Source organism: Faecalibacterium sp. An77, assembly GCF_002161315.1.
Classification (GTDB): domain Bacteria; phylum Bacillota; class Clostridia; order Oscillospirales; family Ruminococcaceae; genus Faecalibacterium.
The window spans coordinates 101,596-124,260 of sequence record NZ_NFHK01000003.1 but is presented as its reverse complement, the minus strand read 5'-3'; the positions used below and the strand labels follow the sequence as shown (position 1 = coordinate 124,260).

Here is a 22,665-nt window from a genome sequence, read left to right as displayed (position 1 = left end):
ATTGTGCCCTCCTTTGGCCCTCTGGGAGGCCTTGTTCTGGCCAAAGTGTGGGCAAAAAAATTTTTTTCAAACAAAATTTCAAAAAAAGCTTGCGCAGATGCGGCGAATATGGTATCATAAGATGCGCTGTTATAGGTAGCCAAGGAGGTGGAACGAATTGCCTAACATCAAATCTCAGAAGGACCGCGTCGTGCAGGCTGCTGCAGAGCAGGCTCACAACAAGGCCATTAAGACCAACCTGAAAACAGTCGTCAAGAAGGCAAACGCTGCCATCGATGCCAAAGCCGCTGACAAGGACGCAACTGTCCTGGCTGCTGTTTCCGCGATCGACAAGGCCCGCGCCAAAGGCGTGCTGAAGAAAAACACCGCGTCCCGCAAGATCAGCCGTCTGGCCAAGCGCGCCAACAAGGCCGTCTAAAGCCGTTCACGACTGGTTCGATACGATTGACGAGCAAAGCTCTCCGCGCCATGTATTCGGCAGGAGGGCTTTTGTTGTTTGTGCGGGGTTTTCCAGCAGGCCGTCGGGCCCGGCCGGAACGGCGGTTTCGGGGTAAAACAGCCAGCCCAGAGCGTACCCCAGGCAGATCAGGACGGCCAGCAGCAGAGCGGCAGGCCCAAAGCCCGGTTCCCCGCCCCCAAAGGCCCGGGCCAGTCCCCCGGCGGCCCAGTACAGGGAGGGCAGACAGGGCAGCGCCCCGGCGGCAAAACGGCAGACCGAACGGATGTTCCTCATATGTAAAAACCCCCTTTTTCCTCCCAGCATAGCGCAGCCGGACGGAAAAAAGGGGCGTTGTATGTCGATGCTGTGATTAGTTTTGGTCGTGGCTTTTCCCGATGAGGGAAAAGATCAGCCCGCAGAGGAGGCTGGCGGCGATGCCGGCAGCCCCGGCCTGCAGGCCGCCGGTGAGGCAGCCCAGCAGGCCCTGCTCCTCCACCGCCTGGCGGACGCCCTTGGCCAGCAGATGGCCAAAGCCCAGCAGGGGGACGGTGGCGCCGCTGCCCGCCAGCTCGGCCAGAGGGCCGTACAGCCCCAGAGCCGACAAAATCACCCCGGCCACCACATAGCCGGTGAGGATGCGGGCGGGGGTCAGGCTGGTGCGGTCGATGAGGATTTGCCCGATGACGCAGAGACTGCCCCCCACCAGAAAGGCCCAGACGTATTGCATGTTCATTCCTCCTGTGCTGCGGCGGGAGCGGCCAGCTCCACCAGATGGGCGATGGCGGGGATGCTCTCCTTTTGGAGAAAGGTGGTCTGGCTCATGAGGGCCCCGGTGGCGATGAACACCACCCGTTTCAGCTCGCCCGATTCCAGCCGGGGCAGGATGTGGGCCGACAGGACGCTGGCGCAGCAGCCCGGTCCCGAGCCGCCGCTGTGGACCTGGGGGTCCGAGCCGTAGAGCAGACAGCCGCAGTCCTCGTGATGGTAGGGGCCGATGCCCTCGGCTTCCAGCAGCTGGGCCAGCAGATCGCTGCCCACCCGGCCCAGGTCCCCGGTGTAGATGCAGTCCAGGGCGGCGGGCTGGGTGTGGGTGTCGGCCAGATAGTGCAGCAGGGTGGCGGCGGCAGCCGGGGCCATGGCGGCCCCCATGTTGTTGATGTCCCGCACCCGGTAGTCCTGGACCCGGCCAAAGGTGGCGGCCCGGATCAACACCCCCGGCCCCGCCGGCCGCAGCAGGCAGCAGCCCGCGGCGGTGGCGGTCCACTGGGAGGTGGGGGTGCGGACGGCGCCGTAGCTCAGAGGGGTGCGGAACTGCCGCTCGGCGGCGCAGAAGTGCCCCGACGCCATGGCCAGGATTCCCTCGGCCATCCCGCCGGCGCAGAGGGCGGCCCCCAGCCCCAGGGCCTCGGCCATGGTGCTGCAGGCCCCGAACACCCCCGCAAAGGGGATGTCCAGCTCCCGCATGGTGTAGTTGGAGGCGGTGCACTGGGCCTGCAGGTCCCCCGCCAGAACCAGGTTCACCGACCGCTCGGCGGCCCCCGCCTTTTGCAGGCAGAGCCGGGCGGCCCGCAGCTGCAGGACCTTTTCGGCCGCCTCCCAGGTTTTCTGGCCCAGGCGGTTGTCCCGGCTCAGCTCGTCAAAGCCCTCGGCCAGAGGGCTGCGGCTCTCCTTTTTGCCGCCCACCGCCGCATGCGCCGCGATGACCGGCGGCGCGGAGAAAATCAGGGTATCGCCGTGCCGCTGCGCCATGGAATGCCCCACTCCTTTCGGATGTTTCCCAGGGCGGAGAAAATCGAATCTCTCGCCTTGTTTTTGCAATATTTTCCATCTACTGGACGTATCCTCTATATGAGGCCCGCCAGCCACAGAATGAGTCCGTACACCGCCGAGGCCGCCGTGCCGTAGACAATCACCGGCCCGGCGATGGTGAACATCTTGGCCCCGGTGCCGGTGACCCGGCCCTCGGACTGAAACTCAATGGCCGCGCTGACCACCGAGTTGGCAAAGCCGGTGATGGGCACCAGACTTCCCGCCCCGGCCCGGGCCGCCAGCTTCTGGTACCACCCCAGGGTGGTGCACAGCCCCGACAAAAGGATCAGGGTGCAGCTGGTGAGGGTGCCGGCGGTGTCGGGGTCGGCCCCCGCCGCCAGATACCGCTGGCGGAACCATTCCCCCAGCAGGCAGATGCCTCCGCCCACGCAGAAGGCCCACAGGCAGTCCCGCACTATAGGGGACGGCGGCCCGGCCTGCTGAACCCGGCGGGCGTATTCCTCGCTTGACAGATGCATAAAACCGTTCGCCTCACTCGTCTGTTTGGCAGATAGTCTGCCCGGGGTGCGGCGTGATTATACCAGATTCTACATTTCAGAACAGAGAGGTCTTTTGTATGCAGCAGCAGCCTATGGCTCCTATGCCCAATGATCCGTCCCACCGCCCGCGCCGCAAACTGACCCGGGCCGAAATTCGCCGCCGTCGCCGCCGCCGTGCGGCCCGGCGTCTCACCGTCTTTTTCTGTGCCCTGGCCCTGGTGGCGGGAGGCGTCTCCTTCGCCGTCACCCGGATGCAGGCCGCCGCCTCCAGCGCCTCCACCACCACCCCGGCCAGCAGCACCCTGCCCGCCGGCTCGGCGGCGTCCGGCTCCAACAGCCCGGCGGCGTCCTCCTCCTCTTCCCAGGCCGCTTCTTCGGCCCCGGCAGTGCCCCAGAACGCTCTGGGCCTCACCGCCGCCGAGGCCCAGGCCATGCTGAATGATTCCCGGATGGTGCTGGTGAACCACGACTCCCCCATGCCGGAGGACTACACCTTCGACACCAAGGAGTGCGGCTCGGCCACCGCCATCAACAAGACCCTTCAGACCGAGGCCGCCGACGCCTTCCTGGAGATGCAGGCCGCGGCAGCCGCCGACGGCGTCACCATCTGGATGCAGAGCGGCTACCGGAGCGTGTCCTATCAGACCACCCTGTACAACAACAAAACCCAGCAGTACCTGAACCAGGGCTACGATGAAGCCACCGCCCGGGAGCTGGCCGCCGGCATCGTCAACCCTCCGGGATATTCCGAGCACAACTGCGGCCTGGCCGCCGACCTGAACTGCCCCGACTTCACCGACCTGGACACCGGCTTTGAGAACACCACCGCCTTTGCCTGGCTGTGCGAGCACGCGGAACAGTACGGCTTCATCCTCCGCTACCCCAAGGGAGAGGAGGCCGAGGCCGTCACCGAGATCACCTATGAGCCCTGGCACTGGCGCTATGTGGGCCCCGAAAACGCCGCCCGAATCAACGAAAGCGGGCTGATTTTTGAGCAGTATATCGCCGAGCTGCAGAAGATCGCCGCGGCGGTGTAAAGACCCTGGAAACGGGGTGTGAAAGTTTTGGCCCGGATTGCATTTTGCAGTTTGATATGATAAGATAATCATGGTTTGCAAAAACCTGTATGCGTAGCGCTGCGCCCCGGGCGCACCAACGATACAATCGAGAGAAGGAAAAGGAAATATTATGATGAAACGTAATTTCTTGTTTTCGTTGACTGCACTGATTCTCTGCGCTGCCCTGCTGGCAGGCTGCGGCGGATCTTCCGATGATGCCAGCAGCACCGCCAGCTCGGCGGCGTCTGCCCCCGCCTCCTCCGCCGCCGGCGAGACCCGCACCGATGATGCGGGCACGGCCGCTCCGAACAACGCGGAAAACGGCTCCGACCAGCTGTCGGCCATTGCAGACCAGCTGCTGGAGGCCAACCCCATCTCCAACCAGTTTGAGATCTCGGCCATGAACATCGAGTACGACTTCGGTCTGGCGGCCGAGGACGTGGCCAGCTACAAGGGCATCAAGAGCAATGACAACGGCGACGCCGGCCTGGTGCTGGTGATCCAGCCCGCCGCCGGCAAGTCCGAGGCCATCTGCGAGCAGCTGCAGACCTACAAGGAGGACCAGGTGGCCTTCTACGGCAACTACTCCGAATTTGCCCAGGCCCAGAGCAACGTGGAAAACGCAGTGATCTCGGGCCGGGATAACCTGGTGGTCATGGTCATCGCCTCCAACGAGGCCACCGCTGACCTGGGTCAGGCCGTGGACGACGTGATGAACGAATACGCACAGTAAGGTTTTGCCCCCGCGATGGGTTCGGGCCGCCGTGACCGGCGCCCGGGCCCTGCCCGGCGGGAAATCTGCTGTAGTCCCTGAGCCAATGCCTCTGGGGCATCGGCTCTTATTTGACCCAGGCGTTCTCACGAGAATGGCCCCACACCCACCCTGCTGGTAAGGAGATACGGCCTTGATATTCAGTTCGATCATCTTCCTGTTTCATTTTCTGCCCTTTACCCTGGCGGCCTATTATATTGCCCCCGCCCGGGCCAAGAACACCGTCCTGTTTTTGTGCAGCCTGGTGTTCTACTGCTGGGGCGAAGTCCGGTTTTTCCCGGTGATGCTGGGCCTGATCCTCATCAACTACCTGTGCGGTTTGGGGATCGCCCTCTTTGACCGCCGCCCCCTGGGGCGGAAAATCCTCCTGGCGGTGGCCCTGGTGGGCAGCCTGGGGATGCTGTTCTACTTCAAATACGCCAACTTTGTGCTGGAAAGCGCCAACGCCCTGCTGGGGACAAGCTTTGCCCCCATCGAGGGCATCAGCGTCCTGCCTCTGGGCATCAGCTTCTACACCTTCCAGACGTTGTCCTATACCATCGACGTCTACTGGCGGAACGTCCCGGCCGAAAAGAACATCATCGACTTCGGCGCCTATGTGGTCATGTTCCCTCAGCTGATCGCCGGCCCCATCGTCAAATACCGGGATGTGGCCGTCCAGCTCCACGTCTACAAGCACCGCTATTCCCTGGCCCAGATTGAGGAGGGCGTGACCATCTTCACCTTCGGCCTGGCCAAAAAGGTGCTGCTGGCCGACGCCATCGGCGCCCTCTGGACCGATATCATCGGCATCGCCGACGACGCCTCGGTGACCTTTGTGGGCCTGGCCAACGCCTCCACCCCGCTGGTGTGGCTGGGCATCCTGGCCTACAGCTTCCAGCTGTACTTTGATTTCTCGGGCTACTCCATGATGGCCATCGGCATGGGCAAGATGATGGGCTTTGAGTTCCCCCAGAACTTCAACTATCCGTATATTTCCGCCTCCATCACCGAGTTCTGGCGGCGGTGGCATATGACCCTGTCGGGCTGGTTCAGGGAGTATGTGTATATCCCCCTGGGCGGCAACCGCAAGGGCCTGCGCCGCCAGATCCTCAACCTGTTCATCGTGGAGCTGCTCACCGGCATCTGGCACGGCGCCAACTGGAACTTCATCTGCTGGGGCCTGTACTATTTCGTCCTGCTGGCGGTGGAAAAGCTGTTCCTCCTGAAATACCTGCAAAAGGGTAAAATCTGGCCCCACATTTACACCCTGTTCTTTGTGGTGGTGGGCTGGGCCATGTTTGTGGGCAACGACGCCGGCGTCCAGTTCGGCCTGCTGTTCCAGAAGCTGTTCATCCCCTCGGGCGGCGTGTCGCCGGTATACTTCCTCCGGAACTACGGCGTCCTGCTGGTGGTGTCGGCCATCTGCTGCACCCCCCTCATCGGGAAGGTCTGGGACCTGCTCAAACGGCGGAACTGGACAAGGGTGCTGACGGTGGCCCTGCTGCTGGTGGTCTCCACCGCCTATGTGGTGGGCAGCACCAACAGCCCCTTCCTCTACTTCAACTTCTAAGGAGGCCGCACCATGGAACAAAAGAAAAAACGCGGCGGGCTGATCCATTACCCGGTTTTGATCTTGTTCAGCGTCTTTTTTGTGGGCGTGTTTGTGCTGGACCTGCTGACCCCTGACCGTCAGGTCAGCGAGCTGGAAAACACCACCCTGACCCAGCGCCCCGCCATTACCACCCAGCTGCTGACGGCCAAGGGCCTGAACCAGTTTTTCAGCAACTACACCCAGTACACCAAGGACCAGATTCCCGGCCGTGACGGCTGGATCAGCCTCCAGAGCTTTGTGGAGACGGCCCTGTTCCAAAAGACCCAGAGCGGCGGCGTTCTGCTGGGGGACGAGGGCCAGATGATCAACCGGACCTTCGGCCTGGTGTCCAGCGAGGAGCGGACCCTGCCCCGGAACATCGCCGCAGTGACTTCCCTGGCCTCCCGCTATCCCGGCAAGGTCTATACCATGGTGGTGCCCTCGGCGGCCACCATCTACCCCGAGCGGGTGCCGGTGGGCGCCCCCCTGCTGGACGAAACCGTCTACCTGAAGCAGATTCAGACGGCGGTGGAGGAGGCCGGCGGCACCTTCGTGTCGGTGGCGCAGACTTTGTCCGACCACCGGGACGAGTATATCTACTACCGCACCGACCACCACTGGACCACCCAGGGCGCCTACTATGCCTACAGCCATCTGTGCAGCCTGCTGGGCCTGACACCCTTTGACCTGTCGGCCCACCAGGCGGTGGAAGTGCCCGACTTTTACGGCACCTTCTATTCCCGGGCCCGCACCTGGAACGCCCAGCCCGACACCCTGACCTATTACCAGCTGGACAACCCCCTGACCATCTATACCGTCACGGGGCCCGGCATGCCCGAGGCGGGCAACACCACCGGCCTGTACGATCTGTCCAAGCTGGAGGTCTACGACAAATATGCGGCCTTCCTCCACGGAAACAACGGCATGAGCCGGGTGGAGGGCGACGGCGAGGGCAGCATTCTGGTCATCAAGGACAGCTATGCCAACTCCTTTGTCCCCTTCCTGACCGCCAACTATGCCGACATCGACGTGGTGGACCTGCGGAACTACAACTACGGCCTGGATACCCTGATTGACCAGAACGACTATGACCAGATTCTGGTTTTGTACAGTTTTGACAGTTTCAAGAGCGATCCCTACCTGTACCGGGCCGGGATTGAAGGGTGAAAAAATCGAGACGGGGCGTCTTTCCACAAAGAATGCTATACAATATTATGAAAACCGCCTAAATTTCACACTTTTTTCAAGGAAACTCTTGAGCATTCTCTCACAATGTGGTAAAATGGGATTGAACCCAAAAGGTGTGGGAGAATCTGTTTTGCGGGCAGGTGAAAACCCGCCGGTATCCTATCAGCAAAGGAGATTTGACCTATGAAAGATGCGATCCGTTACCCGGAACATTTCGCCCCGGTTGCACAGGACGAGATGGTCTACCTGACTGGCGGCGGTATTGTGGACAGTGTCGGCAATGCTGTGGACAGCGTGGTGGACACCACCGCCTCTGCCATCAATGCCATGGGCACCATCGCCACCATTGTGGGCGTTGCCGTGCTGGCGACCAGCTACATTTGGGGCATTCAGCAGGCCAACCGCTGGCTGGATGACAACGCGGAGGGCAACATCTTCACCATTTTGGGCAGGGCAGTGGATGACCTGGGCGCAGATATGTCCAAGTCGCTGTCGTACTTTACCCGTGATCTGGTGGCGGCCGTTGCGGTGGTGGGCCTGTGGCCCCTGAGCATCCCGCTGCTGATCTTCACCTGATTTGGTTTGCAAACGGTTGCATTTCTGCTGGAACTCTCATCCAGTCGAAGGCTGGAATGTACCGTTCACAATAGCCTAATCTTTGCAAAGAAAAGGAGCATCATTATGGAAATGACCGTTCGTATGCCCGCTAATTACAACCTCATGACGGAAGACGAGATGACCTACACCACCGGCGGCGCTGACTCTGGTAGCGTTGCTGCTCTGATCAGCGGCGGCATCTCCCTGGCTGTTAGCGGCCTGCTTCTGTACAACTGGATCGATCAGCTGCTGGGCGCTCGCCGCTGGTATGCTGCCAACAAGACCGGCAACATCGGCACCGACCTGGAGAAGGGCGTTGACACCTGGCTGAACTACACCACCACCTCTGTCCTGAACTGCGTCCGCAGCGTTCTGGCTACTGCCGCTTCCATCGGCAGCCCCCTGGGCTGGGTTGTGTCGGCTGTCGCATTCGCCACCGTCTAACCTCTGCAATTCCACCAAAGACCTAAACAGGCGGCGGTCCTCCCTTCGGGGCGGGGCCGCCGCCCTCTTTTTATGCTTTCGAGCCCCCGGTGCCGCCGCGCTGCAGCCGCCGCAGAGGGCCGGCATAGGCCTCCGGTTTTGCTGCTGGGGGCCAGTCCCCTTCCCTGCGCCCTGTCCGGCGGCCTGGACGGGGCGCTTTGGTTTGGACGGGAAAAAGTCCCGCCCCTGACCCAAAGGCCCCTCCAGGGCCTGCAAACCCCGCAAAAAAGACCCCGAAGGGCATCGCTGCCTTTCGGGGTCTTTGAGATCTTGGGGGATTACTTGTTGAGAATGTCTTTCAGCTTGCGGAAGAAGCCCTTCCGCTTTTCGTAGTTGTCCTCCTTCAGGGTGCCCTCAAACTTCTTCAGGGCCTCCCGCTGGGTCTTGTTCAGCTTCTTGGGGATTTCCACGTCGCACTTGACGTACATATCGCCCCGGCCGCGGCCGTTCAGATACTGAATGCCCTTGCCCCGCAGCCGGAAGGTGGTGCCGCTCTGGGTGCCTTCGGGCAGGTTGTACTCCACCTTGCCGTCGATGGTGGGGACGGTGATGTTGTCGCCCAGAACCGCCTGGCTGAAGGTGATGGGGATGGTGACCCAGACGTCGTAGCCGTCCCGCTGGAACAGGTCGTCGGGCCGGACGGTGACCATCACGATGACATCACCGGCGGGGCCGCCGTTGGTGCCGGCATCGCCCATGCCCCGCAGCGCAATGCTCTGATCGTCGTCAATACCCATGGGGATATTGACCTCCAGAGTCTTTTTGGTGGCCACACGGCCGCTGCCATGGCAGACCTTGCAGGGGGTCTTGATGAGCTTGCCCTTGCCGCCGCAGCGGGTGCAGGGCTGCTGGCTCTGCATCACGCCGAAGGGGGTCCGCTGCTGCTGGACGGTGTAGCCGCGGCCGTTGCAGTCGGGGCACACCTCGGGGGTGGTGCCGGGGGCTGCGCCGGAACCGTTGCACTCGGTACAGGTCTGCTGCCGGGTGATGGTGATGTTCTTCTTGCAGCCGTGGACCGCCTCGTCAAAGCTCAGGGTAATCCGCACCCGGATGTCCTGGCCCTTGCGGGGGGCGTTGGGGTTGGAGCGGGCGCCGCCGCCGGCGAAACCGCCGAAGCCGCCGCCGAAAATATCCCCGAAGATGTCGCCCAGGTCCACCCCGCCAAAGCCGCCGAAACCGCCTGCGCCGCCCTGGCTGGCCGCGTAGTTGGGATCGACGCCCGCAAAGCCGAACTGGTCATAGCGCTTGCGCTTGTCGGGGTCGGACAAGACCTCGTGGGCCTCGTTGATCTCTTTGAATTTTTCCTCGGCGGTCTTGTCGCCGGGGTTGTAGTCCGGGTGGTACTTCAGGGCCAGCTTCCGGTAGGCCTTTTTGATTTCCTCGTCCGTGGCCGTCTTGGACACACCCAGGACCTCGTAATAGTCACGTTTCTCCTGTGCCATTTCCACTCACCTCTCGCCTGCCAGCCGCGCTGGCTCTAAAACCGGCAAATGCCGCCCCGGGGAAAACCGGAGCGGCTTTGCCATGTCCAGGGGCTGCGGCCAGAGGCCGCGCCCTCCTTTCAGCCTGTGCACCCCGCCGGTTTGGCCGGGGTGTCAGTGCATTTTATTCTCAGACTTCCTTGAAGTCGGCGTCCACGACGCCGTCATCGTTGGCCTGGTTGCTGCTGTTGCTGCTGCCAGCATCGGGGCCGGGGTTGGCGCCGGCGGCCTGCTGGGCGGCTGCGGCGGACTGATACATCCGCTCGAACACCTGGCTCAGAGCCTCCTGCTTGGCCTTGATGTCGTCGATGCTGCCGGACTGCAGGGTGTTCTTCAGGTCGGCCAGCTTGCTCTCGGCCTCGCTCTTGACGTCGGCGGGCAGCTTGTCGCCGTTCTCCTTCAGCATCTTCTCAGTCTGGAAGACCATCTGGTCGGCGCCGTTGCGGATGTCCACTTCCTCGCGCTTCTTCTTGTCCTCAGCGGCATACTGCTCGGCTTCCTTGACAGCCTTGTCGATGTCGTCCTTGGACATGTTGGTGGAAGCGGTGATGGTGATGTTCTGCTCCTTGCCGGTGCCCAGGTCCTTGGCGCTGACCTTCACGATGCCGTTGGCGTCGATATCGAAGGTGACCTCAATCTGAGGCACGCCGCGGGGAGCCGGTGCAATGCCGTCCAGGTGGAACACACCCAGGCTCTTGTTGTCGCGGGCAAACTCACGCTCGCCCTGCAGGACGTTGACCTCAACCGAGGGCTGGTTGTCAGCGGCGGTGGAGAAGACCTGGCTCTTGTGGGTGGGGATGGTGGTGTTGCGCTCGATGATCTTGGTGCAGACGCCGCCCAGGGTCTCAATGCCCAGGCTCAGCGGAGTGACGTCCAGCAGCAGCAGGCCCTTGACGTCGCCCTGCAGAACGCCGCCCTGGATGGCAGCGCCCACGGCCACGCACTCGTCGGGGTTGATACCCTTGAAGGGTTCGCAGTTCAGTTCCTTCTTGACGGCGTCGTAGACGGCGGGGATACGGGTGGAGCCGCCCACCATCAGGACCTTCTTCAGGTCGGAAGCGCGCAGGCCGGCGTCAGCCAGAGCCTTGCGGACGGGGGCCATGGTGCGGTCAACCAGATCTGCGGTCAGTTCGTTGAACTTGGCGCGGGTCAGGGTCATATCCAGGTGCTTGGGGCCGGTGGCGTCGGCGGTGATGAAGGGCAGGTTGATCTGGCTGGTCATGGCGCTGGACAGCTCGATCTTGGCCTTCTCAGCGGCCTCCTTCAGGCGCTGGGCAGCCATCTTGTCCTTGCGCAGGTCGATGCCGTTCTCGGTCTGGAAAGCGTCTGCCATCCAGTCGATGATGCGCTGGTCGAAGTCGTCGCCGCCCAGGTGGGTGTCGCCGTTGGTGGACAGAACCTCGGTGACGCCGTCGCCCATCTCAATGATGGAGACGTCGAAGGTGCCGCCACCCAGGTCGTAGACCATGATCTTCTGGTCCTCTTCCTTGTCGATGCCGTAGGCCAGAGATGCGGCGGTGGGCTCGTTGATGATGCGGCGGACGTTCAGGCCGGCGATGGTGCCTGCGTCCTTGGTGGCCTGACGCTGGCTGTCGTTGAAGTATGCGGGAACGGTGATGACGGCCTCGGTGACGGTCTCGCCCAGGTAAGCCTCGGCGTCAGCCTTCAGCTTCTGCAGGATCATAGCGCTGACCTGCTGGGGAGTGTACTCCTTGCCGTCCAGGGTGACCTTCTCGTTGGTGCCCATCTTACGCTTGATGGACGAGACGGTGTTGTCGGGGTTGGTGATGGCCTGGCGCTTTGCCACCTGGCCCACCAGGCGGTCGCCGGTCTTGGTGAAGCCCACCACAGACGGGGTGGTGCGTGCACCTTCCGCATTGGGGATGACGACGGGCTCGCCGCCTTCCATCACGGCAACGCAGCTATTCGTAGTACCAAGGTCGATACCAATAATCTTGCTCATAAAAATGGCTCCTCTCTCAAAGCTCAGCTTGAAATGTTTTTTTGTTGTTTGTTTATCAGTGATCGCAATGTGTTACGGGATTGATTCTATCGGGACTCCCGCCGGGGCGGGAGCTGCGGCAGACTATTCGGCCACCACCACGGTGGCGTGACGGACGATCTTGTCGCCCAGCTTGTAGCCCTTCTGGTAGACGGTGACCACCGTGCCGCTCTCCTGGCCCTCCTGGGCGGGAACCTGCTGCACTGCGTTCATGAAGTTGGGATCGAAGGGCTTGCCCAGCACCTCGATTTCCTCCACCCGCAGGGTCTGGAAGGCTTTGGCGGCCTTATCCAGGGTCATGATGACGCCCTTCTTGTAGTTCTCATCGGTACAGGGGGCGTTGGCGGCCATGTCCAGGGTGTCCAGAATCGGGATGATCTGGTTGACGGCGTAGGAGATGCCGTCGTTGAACTTCTGGTCGGCCTCCCGGGTGGAACGCTTGCGGTAGTTGTCGTACTCGGCAGCCACCCGCAGCAGCTGATCCTTGGCCTGGGCGGCTGCCTTCTCGGCGGCGTCCAGCTTGGCCTTCAGGGCCTCGGTGTCCCGGTTCTTTTTGCCGAACCAGCCGTCTTTCTTTTTGGGCTCCTCTTTGGAGCTGTCGGTTTCGGCCGCAGGGGCGGTATCCTCTGCGCCGGGAGCGGCGGCTTCCTGGGCCGCTGCCTCCTCGCCCACCGGCTGCTGATCGGTCTGCTGGGATGCAGAAGTCTCAGCCTCGGGGGCCTTCTTGGTTTCTTCGCTCATCTGCGCGCCTCCTTATGCTTTACGGCCTGCCCGGGGTACGGCGGCCTGGGGTGTATCTTTTCGTTTGCCGGCCATGCCTTCGCCCAGTTCGTCGGCAAAGGCTTCCAGCAGCGGGATGACTTTACTAAAGGGCATCCGGGTGGGGCCGATGAGGGCCACCGAGCCGTACAGGCCGCCGCCCACCAGATACCGGCAGCTGACCACCGACAGACCCGGGATGCGGGGCTCCATGTCCTCGCCCAGCAGGACGCTGGTGCTCTCGGCGGGGGCCGCAATGATGCGGGCCGCCGCGGCCTCGTCGTTCAGGAGGGACAGGACCGTCTGGACCTTGCCCTCCAGCTGGGGCCAGTTGAGCAGGAAGGGCTCGCCGCCCAGGTAAACCCGGGGGGTGGCGGATTCCTGCAGGATGGCCGCCGCGGCGCTGATGACCGGCACCAGAGACGGGCTGATCTGGCTGCAAAGTTCCGCCAGCGCCCGGCGGGACAGGTCCACCGCCGCCACAAAGGTCAGATTGTGATTCAGCAGAGCGGCCAGCTCGGCGGCCTTCTCACGGGTGAGGCCGTCCCGGACCCGGGCCACCCGGGTTCGGACATAGCCGGCGGAAGTGACCGCCAGCACCGCCGCAGCGCTGCGGCCCACCTGCACCACCTCGAAGTGTGCTACGCACAAATCCTCGGCGCAGGGGGTGCTGATGGCGGCGGTGTAGCCGCTCATCTGGGCCAGGGCCTTGACGGCGCCCTGGGCCAGCCGGTCGGGTTCGTGGTCCAGGCTGGCAAAGACGCTGTCCACTCTGGAGCGGGTGACCCGATCCAGGGGCTGGGTGTCGTCCAGCAGATGGTCCAGATAGTACCGGTAGCCCTTGGCACTGGGTACCCGGCCTGCGCTGGTGTGGGGCTGCTCCAGCAGTCCCAGCCGCGTCAGGGCCGCCATCTCGTTGCGCAGTGTCGCGCTGGACACCGCCATATCGAAGTAGTTGGCAAGGACGCTGCTGCCGACTGGCTCGCCTTCTACGCTGTAGAGGGATACGATGGCCTGCAGCACACGCTGCTTGCGCTCATCCATTGCCATGCTGTCCTGCCTCCTTGCTTTTGCTGGTTTGTTTAGCACTCTTTTGTTCTGAGTGCTAAGTTTATTATATGCAAATCCGCGGCGGTGTCAAGGGGGTGGGAAAAAAGTTTTCAATTCTGTCATAAACTCCAGCAAAAAAGGCTGTGCACCCGGCGGACGGGCACACAGCCTGGGGAGGATGGGCGCGCAGCTCACTCCTCCATCTGCTTGGCAAGGAAGGCGGCAGCCACCGAGACGGCCTTCTGGTGGGCGGCGTCGGGTTTTTCGGTGCGGTCGTCGGTGAGAAGGCCCACCGAACCGGTGACATCGCCGGCGGCCACAATGGGCCAGGCGCAGAGGATGGCCCGGTCCGAGCCCTCACAGGGGAGGACGGCCTGTTCGGGCACGCCCTCGCTGAGGTAGGGCTTGCGGCTTTCCATCAGCTTTTCCAGAGGCTGGCTGATGCTGCGGTCGGCGATTTCCCGCTTGCCGGCGCCGCTGACGGCGATGATGTGGTCCCGGTCCGAGACAAAAGCGGTCAGGGCGAAACTCTTGTTCAGCACGTCGGTGTACTGGCTGGCGGTGCTGTGGAGCTCGCCGATGGGCGAATACTTTTTAAAGATGACCTCGCCGTCGCCGGTGGTGAAGATTTCCAGAGGATCGCCGCGGCGGATGCGCTGAGTGCGGCGGATCTCCTTGGGGATGACCACGCGGCCCAGCTCATCAATACGGCGCACAATGCCGGTTGCTTTCATGATCTTTTCCTCGCTTTCCTGTTGGTTGGGTTCTGCTGGATAGTATTTGTCATTGGGTGGGAATTATACAGGCTGGGGCAAACACAGGCAGGATGTCCGGCGGATGAAAGAGGACCCGCTGCCCGGGAGGGGCCGCGTCTCCTCTCCGGCTCTGTTCCGGAAAAGAAAAGGCGCGGGCAGGTGGAAACGCCGCTTTCGCGGTGGTACAATGAAATCGGATGGAAAACGACCGATCGGGGCTTGTATTTTGCGCTTTTTTGCCTGTGAAAGGCCGCGTAACGGCCGGTTGACACATTGCCACGCCGGCGTGGTGGCGATGCAACCGCATATTCTGCTAAAATGATTCCAGAAAAAGAAAGGAGAGACGGCCATGAACCTGGCGGACAGAATCCAATCCTTAAGGAAAGCAAAAGGGATATCCCAGGAAGAGCTGGCGGAACACGTCGGCGTTTCCAGGCAGGCGGTTTCCAAATGGGAGAGCGGACAAAGCACGCCCGATTTGGAAAAAATCATCACCATGAGCGACTTTTTTGAAGTGACGACCGACTATCTTCTGAAAGGCATCCAACCGGCGGCCAACGACAAAGACGAAAAAACCAGAGAGCTGGCAAGCAGAATCCTCTATATTGCATCCACCGCGCTGATTGTCATTGGATTGCTGTGCGCCTTTGGCGGATGGTATGAACTACAGACCATGGAAACCGTCTGGGGCTCCATGATGATTCAGGTGGTCGGGCTGGCCGGCTATTTTATAGGGAGGCTGCTGTCGGCGGCAAAAGCGCCGTTTTATGTGCATTGGCTCAACCTGATGGGCATTGCCTTTATGCCGGTTTCGATGATTACGGGAGCCCTTTCCATCCTTGTTTTCCGGCAAGGGTGGGTTGCCCCCTATCCCAGCGGGATCTTTCACGATTTCCTTTTTGGGGTGGTGTCTTTGGGGCTGGCCGCGGGAAGCTATGTCCTCCTGAAAAAGAGGGAGCGGGATTCCCGGTGACAAAGGGGGATGAAAAGGAATAGCAAAGCCCGACGGGCCAGTCAACGGTCAAGATGAACGGCGCATACGCGCCGCCGTTGACAGGCCCGTCTGCCTTTGCTGGCTGACCCATAAGGGGCGACAGCAAAAACTGCTGTCGCCTCGCATGATGATGAAAGGGTACATGAGGCACAGAACGGACTACGTTTCCTCTGCTGGGGATGCGGGCTGCGGACTATATAAGGTATAATAAAAATCCCCGCCCCAAAGGAGGCGAGGATTTTGTTTTTATAGCAGGCTTGTGCAGGCGAAAGACCTGACCGGGGAATGGGATGGTGTGCGCGTACGGTCTCCCCTGTTCAGGCCAATCAATTCATAGAATAAATTATGGAACCCAGGCTTGATAAAGCGTTGCATCGCACCCGGGCACAGCCCGAACGTAACGAGCGAGCCGGGGCGAAACGGCCCCGCGGAACTGTCGGAGACCCGGAAAGTGTATGGTACACATTGAAAAGCTTTTTGCCTACTTTTTCTCGAAAAAGTAGGAGGGGTCGATGCCGTGGATGCCGAGGCCGGGATCGTCCGAGACGGTGATGAGGCGTTCGTCGAAACGTGCGCCGCCCTGAATGGGATCTACGCTGCACAGGACCGGGCCGTCCAGATCCACCCGGGTGATGATGCTCCGGGCACAGGCCAGCTCTACGGCGGCGTTGACGGCGATTTTCGCCTCCAGCATGCAGCCGATCATGCACTCGACTCCGTAGACTTCCGCCGCTGCAGCAATCCGCAGGGCGTTGGTGATGCCGCCGCATTTCATCAGCTTGATGTTGATGTAGTCTGCTGCGCGGTTCTGGAAAATCTTCATGGCGTCTGCCGGGGAGAATACGCTCTCGTCCGCCATCACCGGCACCCAGCTGTTCCGGGTGACGTAGGCCAGACCTTCCAGGTCGGCTGCCGGCACCGGCTGCTCCACCAGCTCCAGGGCCAGGCCCTTGTCCTGCATCTCGTTCAGGATGCGCACCGCCTGCCGCGGCGTCCAGGCCTGGTTGGCGTCAATGCGGATGCAGACGTCGTCCCCTACCGCCTTCCGGACGGCTGCCAGCCGGGCGGTGTCCAGGGCCGGGTCGGCCCCGACTTTTACTTTCAGACAGTCGTAGCCCCGGGCTACCGCGTCCAGGGCGTCCCGGGCCATCTCCTCAGGCGGGTTGACGCTGATGGTGATGTCGGTCACCAGGGTGCGGCGCGCGCCCCCCAGCAGCTTGTGCACCGGAATGTGATGCAGCTGGCCGTACAGGTCCCACAGGGCCATGTCCACCGCCGCTTTGGCACTGGTGTTGTGGACGCCGGCCTTCTGGACCCGGGCGGTCAGGGCCTCGAAATCGTCCACTTCCTGGTTCAGGATCACCGGGGCGATCAGCTCCCGGATGGCGCCCATGATTCCCCCGGCGGTGTCGCCGGTGATGGGGCCGGTGGGGGGCGCTTCGCCGTAGCCGATGGCTCCGGTGTCGGTGTGGAGCTCCACCACAATGTCCTCGACGCTGTTCACCGTCCGCAGCGCGGTCTTGAAGGGCACCCGCAGGGGTACCGACAGCCGGCCCAGACGTACCTGTGTGATCTTCATAAGGATTCCCCCTCTTTTCACCAAAAAGGGGACGGCAGCCCGCCGTCCCCCGTGTACAAATCCTTTGGTTTGACCCGCTCACTCCCGCAGGGACTGGCGGATGCCCAGTTTCTGGTAGGCAATGCGGGGCGACCCGTCCGCCACATGGATGATGCCGCAGCGGGAGAACCCGTTGGTCTCCAGCACGTGCTGCATGATCTTGTTGTCGGCGTGGGTGTCGGCCCGAAGGCTCTCGCAGTGCTCCAGACACCAGTCGATGACCAGACGGGCGATGCCGCTGCGGTGGCCGGCGGATGCCAGCCGGTGCAGGGTGCCGTAGGGCCCGTTGCTGAGCCACTCTCCGTCCTCGATCACTTTATAAGTAGGGTCTTCGCCCAGAACAAAGGCAAAGACTGCTTCCAGCTCTCCGTTGATGACACAGACGAACAACCGGTTGGACAAGATGTCCTCCTCGATCAGTTCACGCGAGGGGTAATGATCCCCCCACTGGGTCGGGTTCCCGTTCTCGGCCATGAACGCCTGGGCCCGGGCGTAAACCTCCATAATCTGATCCAGCTCAAACCGATTTGCTCCACGAAACATGAATCCTCCACCTTCTCTGTCAAACTTGGGGTTGCGTAAGTCGATTCCCTCTCCTGCCTTGCCGGGGGCCAAACGGATGCCGTGCCCGCCGGCGATAGATTCAGTATACTACATTTTTACTGAAAATTCTATATTTTTATGTCAAAAGTTGGACAGAAGCGAAGGAAAGGCCCAGCATCGCCGTTTTTGGGGCGGCGGTCCCCGCAGAGAAAGTTTCCGGCCCGGACCTTACTTCAGGAAGCCCTGGATGATCTGCTCCTCGGCTTCCTCCTCGGTGAGGCCGAGGGTCAGCAGCTTGGTGATCTGGTCGCCGGCGATCTTGCCGATGGCGGCCTCGTGGATCAGGGCAGCGTCCAGGTCGTTGGCGTCCAGCTGGGGCACGGCCAGGACCCGGGCGTGGTCCATGATGATGGCGTCGCACTCGGAATGGCCCGAGCAGGGTGCGTTGCCGGTGATGAGGGCGTCGAACTTCTGATAGGAGCGGTCCCGGGCCACCGAACGGGACACCACATCGGCGCTGGAACCAGCGCCGTTCAGGGTCACCTCGTAGCCGCTGACCGCCACCTGGCGGCCGTGGGTCATCAGGCGCTCACGGACCACCAGACGGGCGCCGGCGGCCAGATCGGCCACCGTCTTGCGGTTGGTGGAGTCCACGCCCTTGATCTGGACCATCTCCATCTCCATGGAGCCGCCCTCGTCCAGATGCACCTCGGTGACAGGGTTGAGAATCCGCATGCCCAGGCCGTCGCCCTGGCCGTAGTGCTTCTCCACATAGCGGATGTGGGCGTTCTTGCCCACAAAGAACCGGTGGATGCCGTCGTGCTCCGAATCCTGGTTGCCGCAGTTGTCAATGCCGCAGCCCGCCACGATCAGCACGTCGCAGTCGTCCCCGATGAAAAAGTCGTTGTAGACCGTCTCCTTCAGGCCGCTCTCGCTGAGCACCACCGGAATGTGGACGCTCTCGTGCTTGGTGCCCGGCTTGATGTGAATGTCAATGCCGGTGCCGTCGTCCTTGGGGGTGATGTCGATGTTGGCCGTGCAGTTGCGGGCCACGGCCTGGCCGTTGGCGCGGATGTTGTAGGCGCCTTCGGGTATGGTGTGCAGATCGGCCACCTCGGCCAGAATCTGCTTCTGAATGTTGTCCAGCATTATGCGTCTCTGCCTCCCTGTTCCAGTGCGCTGCAGGCGGTGACGGCGGAGGTGGTGCCCAGCAGGCCGGGCAGAATCTCTGCCCGGGGGCCGTGCTGGGTGACCTTGCCGGCCGCCAGCACCACGATTTCATCGGCGATGTTCAGGATGCGTTCCTGGTGCGAGATGACCACGATGGAGCCGTCGGTATTCTTCTGCTGCATCCGCTCAAAGACCTGGATCAGGTTCTGGAAGCTCCACAGATCGATGCCGGCCTCCGGCTCGTCAAACACCGACAGCTTCTGGCCCCGGGCCAGGACGGTGGCGATCTCGATCCGCTTCAGCTCGCCGCCCGACAGGCTGGCGTTGACCTCGCGGTTGACATAATCCTTGGCGCACAGGCCCACCTCGGACAGGTAGGCGCAGGCGTCGCCAATGCTCAGGGGCCGGTCCTTGCCTGCGGCAATCCGCAGCAGGTCCAGCACCTGGATGCCCTTAAACCGGACCGGCTGCTGGAAGGCATAGCTGATGCCCCGGGCGGCGCGGTCGGTGATGCTCATATGGGTGATGTCCTCTCCGTCAAAGAGGATGCGGCCGGACGTGGGCTGCTCGATGCCGGCGATCAGCTTGGCCAGGGTGGACTTGCCGCCGCCGTTGGGGCCGGTGATGGCCACAAATGCCCCGTCGGGAATGGTGAGAGAGATATCCCGGATGATCTCTTTTTGACCTGTTTCGCCCGGGACATCAAAAGATATATGCTCGAGTTCCAGCATGGAATGACACCTCGTTGAAGCTGCGCCTTCTGGGTGCAGAAGGCTCGTGTTGAATTTGGTTTGCTTGGAGGGAGTATGGCCCGCTGGACGGGCCTTTCAACCTCGCAAGGGAATTATACCTGAAAAGGCAGATGGTGTCAATCCTATAATTTAACTAGGAAATAAAAAGTCTGTGTTAAAAAAGGGAAAAGTTTTCCACGGCCTCCCAAAGATTCCTGTTCAGGGGCCCATGTTGAAAAGTGTGATTTTTCCTATTCCGAATCGGAAAACCTGGGAAGAAGATAGGATTTGGCGGATTTTGAATGAAATAGAATTTGACGGTCAAACTTACAAAATTTCAGCAAAAGAAGGGTGAATGATGGGCGCAAAGGGGTGAAAAAGGGGGCTGTGGTTTACCTCATGTATAAACGGATGGAAAGTGGAGTTGTTGAAAACTCCGTTGAAAGAGTGGAAAAGAGGCGGAAAATTCCTCCCGCTGCCAGTAAAAACGGTGGAAAACCCGGTGGAAAGAGTGAAAAACTCCCCGCCCGGTTGAATGGCCCGCCCAAACATGATACAATAAAAGCCAACCGTGGCCCCGGGTCCAAAAGGACGCAGGGCCGCATATCCTACAGGTCAATGGGAGGCGTACTATGAACTGGTTGACCAAGCTTGAGCGGAAATTTGGCCGCTACTGCATTCCGAACCTGATTGCGTTCCTGGTGGGCGGTCAGATTGTCGTCTATGCGGTGGAATTGTTTGTGAACCGCTATATCACCTATTATCTGATGCTGAACCGGTCGGCCCTGTTTGCGGGGGAGATCTGGCGGCTGGTGACCTTTTTGTTTGTGCCCTTCTCCTCGGGCAGCATTTTGAACTTTGTGATTGCGGCCTACTTTTTGTGGTTTGTGGGGTCGGCGCTGGAAGCGGCCTGGGGGGACTTCCGGTTCAATCTGTATATATTGGCGGGGATGCTGGGGGCGATCCTGGCCTGCCTGGTCACCGGCAGCGCCGACACCTACTGTCTGGAGCTGTCGCTGCTGCTGGCCTTTGCCATCCTCTACCCCGACATGCAGGTGCTGCTGTTCTTCTTTATTCCTTTGAAGGTAAAGTACCTGGGCATTTTTGCGGGAGCCATCTGGGTGCTCAGCTTTTTGTCGGTGGGCTGGATGGGCAAGCTCAACTATCTGCTGTCCATGGCGGGCTTTGCGCTGTTCTTTGCGCCGGTGGTGTGGTCCAATATCCGGGCCTGGTATCGCCGGGAGCAGTGGCGGAGAATGAACCGGCGGTAAGCTTTTCACAGGAAGTCAACCAAAACGGAACACAACAAGGAGGCTGTGGAACGGATGCTGGAGCGTCTTGCGGGCAATGAGGCCCTGAAACAGGAAGTGGGCCGGATGCTGGAGAACCGGCGTCTGAGCCACAGCCTGCTGCTGATCGGCGAGGAAGGGCTGGGCACCGGGTTTGCGGCCCGGTGCATCGCCGCGGATTATCTCTACCCGGCGGGAGGCCCCGCCGCCGAGGCCCTTCTGCGGGGGGAGTGCTGTAAGGCGGTGGCCAAGGCCGGCGACCGCTCCAGCGGCCATGTGGAGACCGGCGTGGTCCGGGAAGCCATCTCGGTGGAAGGGATGGGCAGCGGCGGCCGGTACCTGGTGGGTCAGGTCACCGCCATGCGGAGCGAGATTTTCAACACCAGCCTGTCGGCCGAGGGCCGGGCGGTGCTGCTGTACCATACCGAGCGGATGAACGGCGAGTCGGCCAACGCTCTGTTGAAGGTGATGGAGGAGCCTCCCGAGGGGGTGCTGTTCATTTTGACGGCCCAGTCCCTGGCGGGGGTGCTGCCCACCATCCGCAGTCGGTGCGTCAGTTTTGCCCTGGCGCCGGTACCGGTGAAGGAGTGCGCCGCCTTCTGCGCCCAGCGGGGCGTGGACAAAAAAACCGCCGCCCGGCTGTCCGACCTCTTTGAGGGGCGGATCGGCGCGGTGCTGGCGGCGGCACAGGACCCGGCCCGGCGCAAACAGCTGGAGGCCGCCGAGGCCCTGGCCAAAGCGGCGGCCGCCTCGGACAACTACGCCGCCTCGGTGCTGCTGGCGGGCTATGAAAAGGATAAGGCGGGGGCAGCGGCCCTCCTGCGGGATTTCTGCGCCTATGGGGCGGCGGGCCTGCGGGGCAGCAGCCTGACCCCCCTGACAGGACAAAAGGCGGCCCGTGCCATCCAGATGGCGGATGAGGCCATCGGACAGCTGGAACGCCAGGTAAATGTGAAAATTGTGCTGCAGGTCCTGGGGGCGGGGTTCTGACCCGCCCGGCCCGGCAGTTTTTCCCTGAAATGCACAGAACCCCCGAACAGGCGCTTGCGGTACACCTGGACGAGGGTTCTGTGTGGGGTATTACTTTGGGTGTGAGGAGGAATCATGTGCAAGTCAGCGGTTGCGGCCCCGCTGGCTTGTGATTGTAGTATACCCAGTTTTTGCGTGAAAATGGTTACAAAGCTGTGAAGAAACTGTAAAAAGGTCCGAGCCCCTTTTGTGAGGCGCAAAAACCCGCATCATTCCTCATTTTTCGCGTTTTGTAAAAGGATGGCTGCGGCGTGCTGGGCCCCCAGCCGGGCATAGGCTTCGGCGTTGGCCCGGGAGGCGGCCAGCTGCTGGGGGCTGATCTCTTTCACCACCCGGGCGGGCACCCCCACCGCCACCGAGTAGTCGGGGATTTCCTTGCCCTCCGGCACCAGGGCCCCCGCCCCGATGATGCAGCCCTTGCCCACCTTGCAGCCGTTCAACAGGGTAGCATGCATCCCGATGAGGGAGCCCTCCCCCACCTCGGCCCCGTGGACGATGGCCCCGTGGCCCACCGTCACATCCCGGTGGAGATAAATCCGGGTGCCGGAGTCGCAGTGCAGGACGGCGTTGTCCTGCACGTTGGCGTTTTCGCCCACATAGATGGAACCCTCGTCCCCCCGCAGTACGGCGCCGTACCAGACGGTGGAGCCGGGGGCCAGGGTCACATCCCCCACCACCGCGGCGCTGTCGGCCACAAAGGCCGCGCCCTCATCCCGGGGCGTTTTTCCACAGACAGAAGCGAACATTGTCAAAAACCACCTTTCTCTTTTGCTGGTTTTGTGGTATCTTTGTAAGGAAATCAAAAAATGGCGCGTTTGTCCCGCT

At 61.7% G+C, this 22,665-nt stretch carries 24 protein-coding genes; 10 read left to right on the top strand and 14 right to left on the bottom strand.

Features of this window, described 5'->3' with window-relative positions; translation table 11 throughout:
* Nucleotides 1-157 precede the first annotated feature (157 nt).
* Entirely contained in the window at nt 158-418 is a 261-nt protein-coding gene (gene rpsT / locus B5G28_RS02470) for a 30S ribosomal protein S20 (protein WP_087246109.1), read from the top strand.
* Between the two features lie 6 nt (nt 419-424).
* Here the strand turns inward: rpsT and B5G28_RS02465 are convergent, their stop codons facing one another.
* The 4 genes from B5G28_RS02465 to B5G28_RS02450 form a co-directional block, all read right to left on the bottom strand.
* On the bottom strand, nt 425-733 hold the full coding sequence (locus B5G28_RS02465; RefSeq protein WP_087246107.1) for a hypothetical protein: 309 nt from the start codon (nt 731-733) through the stop codon (nt 425-427).
* A 76-nt stretch (nt 734-809) separates the two neighbouring features.
* Nucleotides 810-1,166, bottom strand: coding sequence for a stage V sporulation protein AE (spoVAE, locus tag B5G28_RS02460; protein ID WP_087246105.1), 357 nt, complete (start codon nt 1,164-1,166; stop codon nt 810-812).
* 2 nt (nt 1,167-1,168) lie between these two features.
* Complete coding sequence (locus tag B5G28_RS02455) at nt 1,169-2,188, bottom strand: stage V sporulation protein AD (RefSeq protein WP_087246103.1); 1,020 nt, start codon at nt 2,186-2,188, stop codon at nt 1,169-1,171.
* Between the two features lie 95 nt (nt 2,189-2,283).
* Nucleotides 2,284-2,727 carry a SpoVA/SpoVAEb family sporulation membrane protein gene (locus tag B5G28_RS02450; RefSeq protein WP_087246101.1) on the bottom strand — a complete coding sequence of 148 codons (444 nt, stop codon included), beginning with the start codon at nt 2,725-2,727 and terminating at the stop codon, nt 2,284-2,286.
* Nucleotides 2,728-2,825: 98 nt separating this feature from the next.
* On the opposite strand from B5G28_RS02450, the gene B5G28_RS02445 reads away from it, so the two are divergent.
* The 6 genes from B5G28_RS02445 (at nt 2,826) to B5G28_RS02420 (ending at nt 8,380) form a co-directional block, all read left to right on the top strand.
* Nucleotides 2,826-3,785, top strand: a complete 960-nt coding sequence (locus B5G28_RS02445; RefSeq protein ID WP_242967441.1) for a M15 family metallopeptidase — start codon at nt 2,826-2,828, stop codon at nt 3,783-3,785.
* A 151-nt stretch (nt 3,786-3,936) separates the two neighbouring features.
* Nucleotides 3,937-4,539 (top strand): DUF4358 domain-containing protein, encoded by a 603-nt coding sequence (locus B5G28_RS02440; protein ID WP_087246099.1) that lies wholly within the window; start codon nt 3,937-3,939, stop codon nt 4,537-4,539.
* A gap of 172 nt (nt 4,540-4,711) precedes the next feature.
* A complete protein-coding gene (locus B5G28_RS02435; protein WP_087246097.1) occupies nt 4,712-6,130 on the top strand; it encodes an MBOAT family O-acyltransferase in 1,419 nt (472 codons plus the stop codon).
* 12 nt (nt 6,131-6,142) lie between these two features.
* Entirely contained in the window at nt 6,143-7,318 is a 1,176-nt protein-coding gene (locus B5G28_RS02430) for a DHHW family protein (protein ID WP_087246095.1), read from the top strand.
* 204 nt (nt 7,319-7,522) lie between these two features.
* Nucleotides 7,523-7,915: a hypothetical protein gene (locus tag B5G28_RS02425; protein ID WP_087246093.1), complete on the top strand. Its 393-nt coding sequence runs from the start codon at nt 7,523-7,525 to the stop codon at nt 7,913-7,915.
* A 105-nt stretch (nt 7,916-8,020) separates the two neighbouring features.
* Nucleotides 8,021-8,380 (top strand): hypothetical protein, encoded by a 360-nt coding sequence (locus B5G28_RS02420; RefSeq protein ID WP_087246091.1) that lies wholly within the window; start codon nt 8,021-8,023, stop codon nt 8,378-8,380.
* A 317-nt stretch (nt 8,381-8,697) separates the two neighbouring features.
* Here B5G28_RS02420 and dnaJ read toward each other — a convergent pair whose 3' ends face one another.
* The 5 genes from dnaJ to B5G28_RS02395 all read right to left on the bottom strand — a co-directional run bounded on the left by dnaJ (nt 8,698) and on the right by B5G28_RS02395 (nt 14,445).
* Nucleotides 8,698-9,861 (bottom strand): molecular chaperone DnaJ, encoded by a 1,164-nt coding sequence (dnaJ, locus tag B5G28_RS02415; RefSeq protein ID WP_087246089.1) that lies wholly within the window; start codon nt 9,859-9,861, stop codon nt 8,698-8,700.
* 169 nt (nt 9,862-10,030) lie between these two features.
* Complete coding sequence (dnaK, locus tag B5G28_RS02410) at nt 10,031-11,863, bottom strand: molecular chaperone DnaK (protein ID WP_087246087.1); 1,833 nt, start codon at nt 11,861-11,863, stop codon at nt 10,031-10,033.
* A 123-nt stretch (nt 11,864-11,986) separates the two neighbouring features.
* Complete coding sequence (locus B5G28_RS02405) at nt 11,987-12,643, bottom strand: nucleotide exchange factor GrpE (protein ID WP_087246085.1); 657 nt, start codon at nt 12,641-12,643, stop codon at nt 11,987-11,989.
* A 12-nt stretch (nt 12,644-12,655) separates the two neighbouring features.
* Nucleotides 12,656-13,711 carry a heat-inducible transcriptional repressor HrcA gene (gene hrcA, locus B5G28_RS02400; protein ID WP_087246083.1) on the bottom strand — a complete coding sequence of 352 codons (1,056 nt, stop codon included), beginning with the start codon at nt 13,709-13,711 and terminating at the stop codon, nt 12,656-12,658.
* A gap of 191 nt (nt 13,712-13,902) precedes the next feature.
* Nucleotides 13,903-14,445 (bottom strand): stage V sporulation T C-terminal domain-containing protein, encoded by a 543-nt coding sequence (locus B5G28_RS02395; RefSeq protein ID WP_087246081.1) that lies wholly within the window; start codon nt 14,443-14,445, stop codon nt 13,903-13,905.
* A 370-nt stretch (nt 14,446-14,815) separates the two neighbouring features.
* Here B5G28_RS02395 and B5G28_RS02390 point away from each other — a divergent pair, with 370 nt between their 5' ends.
* Nucleotides 14,816-15,439: a helix-turn-helix transcriptional regulator gene (locus B5G28_RS02390; RefSeq protein ID WP_087246079.1), complete on the top strand. Its 624-nt coding sequence runs from the start codon at nt 14,816-14,818 to the stop codon at nt 15,437-15,439.
* A gap of 502 nt (nt 15,440-15,941) precedes the next feature.
* On the opposite strand, the gene B5G28_RS02385 is transcribed toward B5G28_RS02390, so the two are convergent.
* From B5G28_RS02385 to B5G28_RS02370, 4 genes are all read right to left on the bottom strand, one after another.
* On the bottom strand, nt 15,942-17,039 hold the full coding sequence (locus tag B5G28_RS02385; RefSeq protein WP_087246077.1) for a dipeptide epimerase: 1,098 nt from the start codon (nt 17,037-17,039) through the stop codon (nt 15,942-15,944).
* A 78-nt stretch (nt 17,040-17,117) separates the two neighbouring features.
* On the bottom strand, nt 17,118-17,621 hold the full coding sequence (locus B5G28_RS02380; RefSeq protein ID WP_087246075.1) for a GNAT family protein: 504 nt from the start codon (nt 17,619-17,621) through the stop codon (nt 17,118-17,120).
* Between the two features lie 228 nt (nt 17,622-17,849).
* Nucleotides 17,850-18,770: a SufD family Fe-S cluster assembly protein gene (locus tag B5G28_RS02375; RefSeq protein ID WP_087246074.1), complete on the bottom strand. Its 921-nt coding sequence runs from the start codon at nt 18,768-18,770 to the stop codon at nt 17,850-17,852.
* Nucleotides 18,770-19,522, bottom strand: a complete 753-nt coding sequence (locus B5G28_RS02370; protein ID WP_087246072.1) for an ATP-binding cassette domain-containing protein — start codon at nt 19,520-19,522, stop codon at nt 18,770-18,772. Before B5G28_RS02370 ends, B5G28_RS02375 begins: the two co-directional genes overlap by 1 nt.
* 632 nt (nt 19,523-20,154) lie before the next feature.
* On the opposite strand from B5G28_RS02370, the gene B5G28_RS02365 reads away from it, so the two are divergent.
* Both B5G28_RS02365 and B5G28_RS02360 read left to right on the top strand, forming a co-directional pair.
* Complete coding sequence (locus B5G28_RS02365) at nt 20,155-20,793, top strand: rhomboid family intramembrane serine protease (RefSeq protein WP_087246070.1); 639 nt, start codon at nt 20,155-20,157, stop codon at nt 20,791-20,793.
* A 54-nt stretch (nt 20,794-20,847) separates the two neighbouring features.
* Nucleotides 20,848-21,801, top strand: coding sequence for a hypothetical protein (locus tag B5G28_RS02360; protein ID WP_087246068.1), 954 nt, complete (start codon nt 20,848-20,850; stop codon nt 21,799-21,801).
* A 248-nt stretch (nt 21,802-22,049) separates the two neighbouring features.
* Here the strand turns inward: B5G28_RS02360 and B5G28_RS02355 are convergent, their stop codons facing one another.
* Nucleotides 22,050-22,586 (bottom strand): gamma carbonic anhydrase family protein, encoded by a 537-nt coding sequence (locus B5G28_RS02355; protein WP_087246066.1) that lies wholly within the window; start codon nt 22,584-22,586, stop codon nt 22,050-22,052.
* Nucleotides 22,587-22,665 lie beyond the last annotated feature (79 nt).

What these genes read in the sequence shown, in the direction of transcription:
- B5G28_RS02465 (WP_087246107.1), bottom strand. Translation starts at nt 733, where the DNA reads ATGAGGAACATCCGTTCGGTCTGCCGTTTTGCCGCCGGGGCGCTGCCC.
- spoVAE (WP_087246105.1), bottom strand. Translation starts at nt 1,166, where the DNA reads ATGCAATACGTCTGGGCCTTTCTGGTGGGGGGCAGTCTCTGCGTCATC.
- B5G28_RS02455 (WP_087246103.1), bottom strand. Translation starts at nt 2,188, where the DNA reads ATGGCGCAGCGGCACGGCGATACCCTGATTTTCTCCGCGCCGCCGGTC.
- B5G28_RS02450 (WP_087246101.1), bottom strand. Translation starts at nt 2,727, where the DNA reads ATGCATCTGTCAAGCGAGGAATACGCCCGCCGGGTTCAGCAGGCCGGG.
- B5G28_RS02445 (WP_242967441.1), top strand. Translation starts at nt 2,826, where the DNA reads ATGCAGCAGCAGCCTATGGCTCCTATGCCCAATGATCCGTCCCACCGC.
- B5G28_RS02440 (WP_087246099.1), top strand. Translation starts at nt 3,937, where the DNA reads ATGATGAAACGTAATTTCTTGTTTTCGTTGACTGCACTGATTCTCTGC.
- B5G28_RS02430 (WP_087246095.1), top strand. Translation starts at nt 6,143, where the DNA reads ATGGAACAAAAGAAAAAACGCGGCGGGCTGATCCATTACCCGGTTTTG.
- B5G28_RS02425 (WP_087246093.1), top strand. Translation starts at nt 7,523, where the DNA reads ATGAAAGATGCGATCCGTTACCCGGAACATTTCGCCCCGGTTGCACAG.
- B5G28_RS02420 (WP_087246091.1), top strand. Translation starts at nt 8,021, where the DNA reads ATGGAAATGACCGTTCGTATGCCCGCTAATTACAACCTCATGACGGAA.
- dnaJ (WP_087246089.1), bottom strand. Translation starts at nt 9,861, where the DNA reads ATGGCACAGGAGAAACGTGACTATTACGAGGTCCTGGGTGTGTCCAAG.
- dnaK (WP_087246087.1), bottom strand. Translation starts at nt 11,863, where the DNA reads ATGAGCAAGATTATTGGTATCGACCTTGGTACTACGAATAGCTGCGTT.
- B5G28_RS02405 (WP_087246085.1), bottom strand. Translation starts at nt 12,643, where the DNA reads ATGAGCGAAGAAACCAAGAAGGCCCCCGAGGCTGAGACTTCTGCATCC.
- hrcA (WP_087246083.1), bottom strand. Translation starts at nt 13,711, where the DNA reads ATGGCAATGGATGAGCGCAAGCAGCGTGTGCTGCAGGCCATCGTATCC.
- B5G28_RS02395 (WP_087246081.1), bottom strand. Translation starts at nt 14,445, where the DNA reads ATGAAAGCAACCGGCATTGTGCGCCGTATTGATGAGCTGGGCCGCGTG.
- B5G28_RS02390 (WP_087246079.1), top strand. Translation starts at nt 14,816, where the DNA reads ATGAACCTGGCGGACAGAATCCAATCCTTAAGGAAAGCAAAAGGGATA.
- B5G28_RS02385 (WP_087246077.1), bottom strand. Translation starts at nt 17,039, where the DNA reads ATGAAGATCACACAGGTACGTCTGGGCCGGCTGTCGGTACCCCTGCGG.
- B5G28_RS02380 (WP_087246075.1), bottom strand. Translation starts at nt 17,621, where the DNA reads ATGTTTCGTGGAGCAAATCGGTTTGAGCTGGATCAGATTATGGAGGTT.
- B5G28_RS02375 (WP_087246074.1), bottom strand. Translation starts at nt 18,770, where the DNA reads ATGCTGGACAACATTCAGAAGCAGATTCTGGCCGAGGTGGCCGATCTG.
- B5G28_RS02370 (WP_087246072.1), bottom strand. Translation starts at nt 19,522, where the DNA reads ATGCTGGAACTCGAGCATATATCTTTTGATGTCCCGGGCGAAACAGGT.
- B5G28_RS02365 (WP_087246070.1), top strand. Translation starts at nt 20,155, where the DNA reads ATGAACTGGTTGACCAAGCTTGAGCGGAAATTTGGCCGCTACTGCATT.
- B5G28_RS02360 (WP_087246068.1), top strand. Translation starts at nt 20,848, where the DNA reads ATGCTGGAGCGTCTTGCGGGCAATGAGGCCCTGAAACAGGAAGTGGGC.
- B5G28_RS02355 (WP_087246066.1), bottom strand. Translation starts at nt 22,586, where the DNA reads ATGTTCGCTTCTGTCTGTGGAAAAACGCCCCGGGATGAGGGCGCGGCC.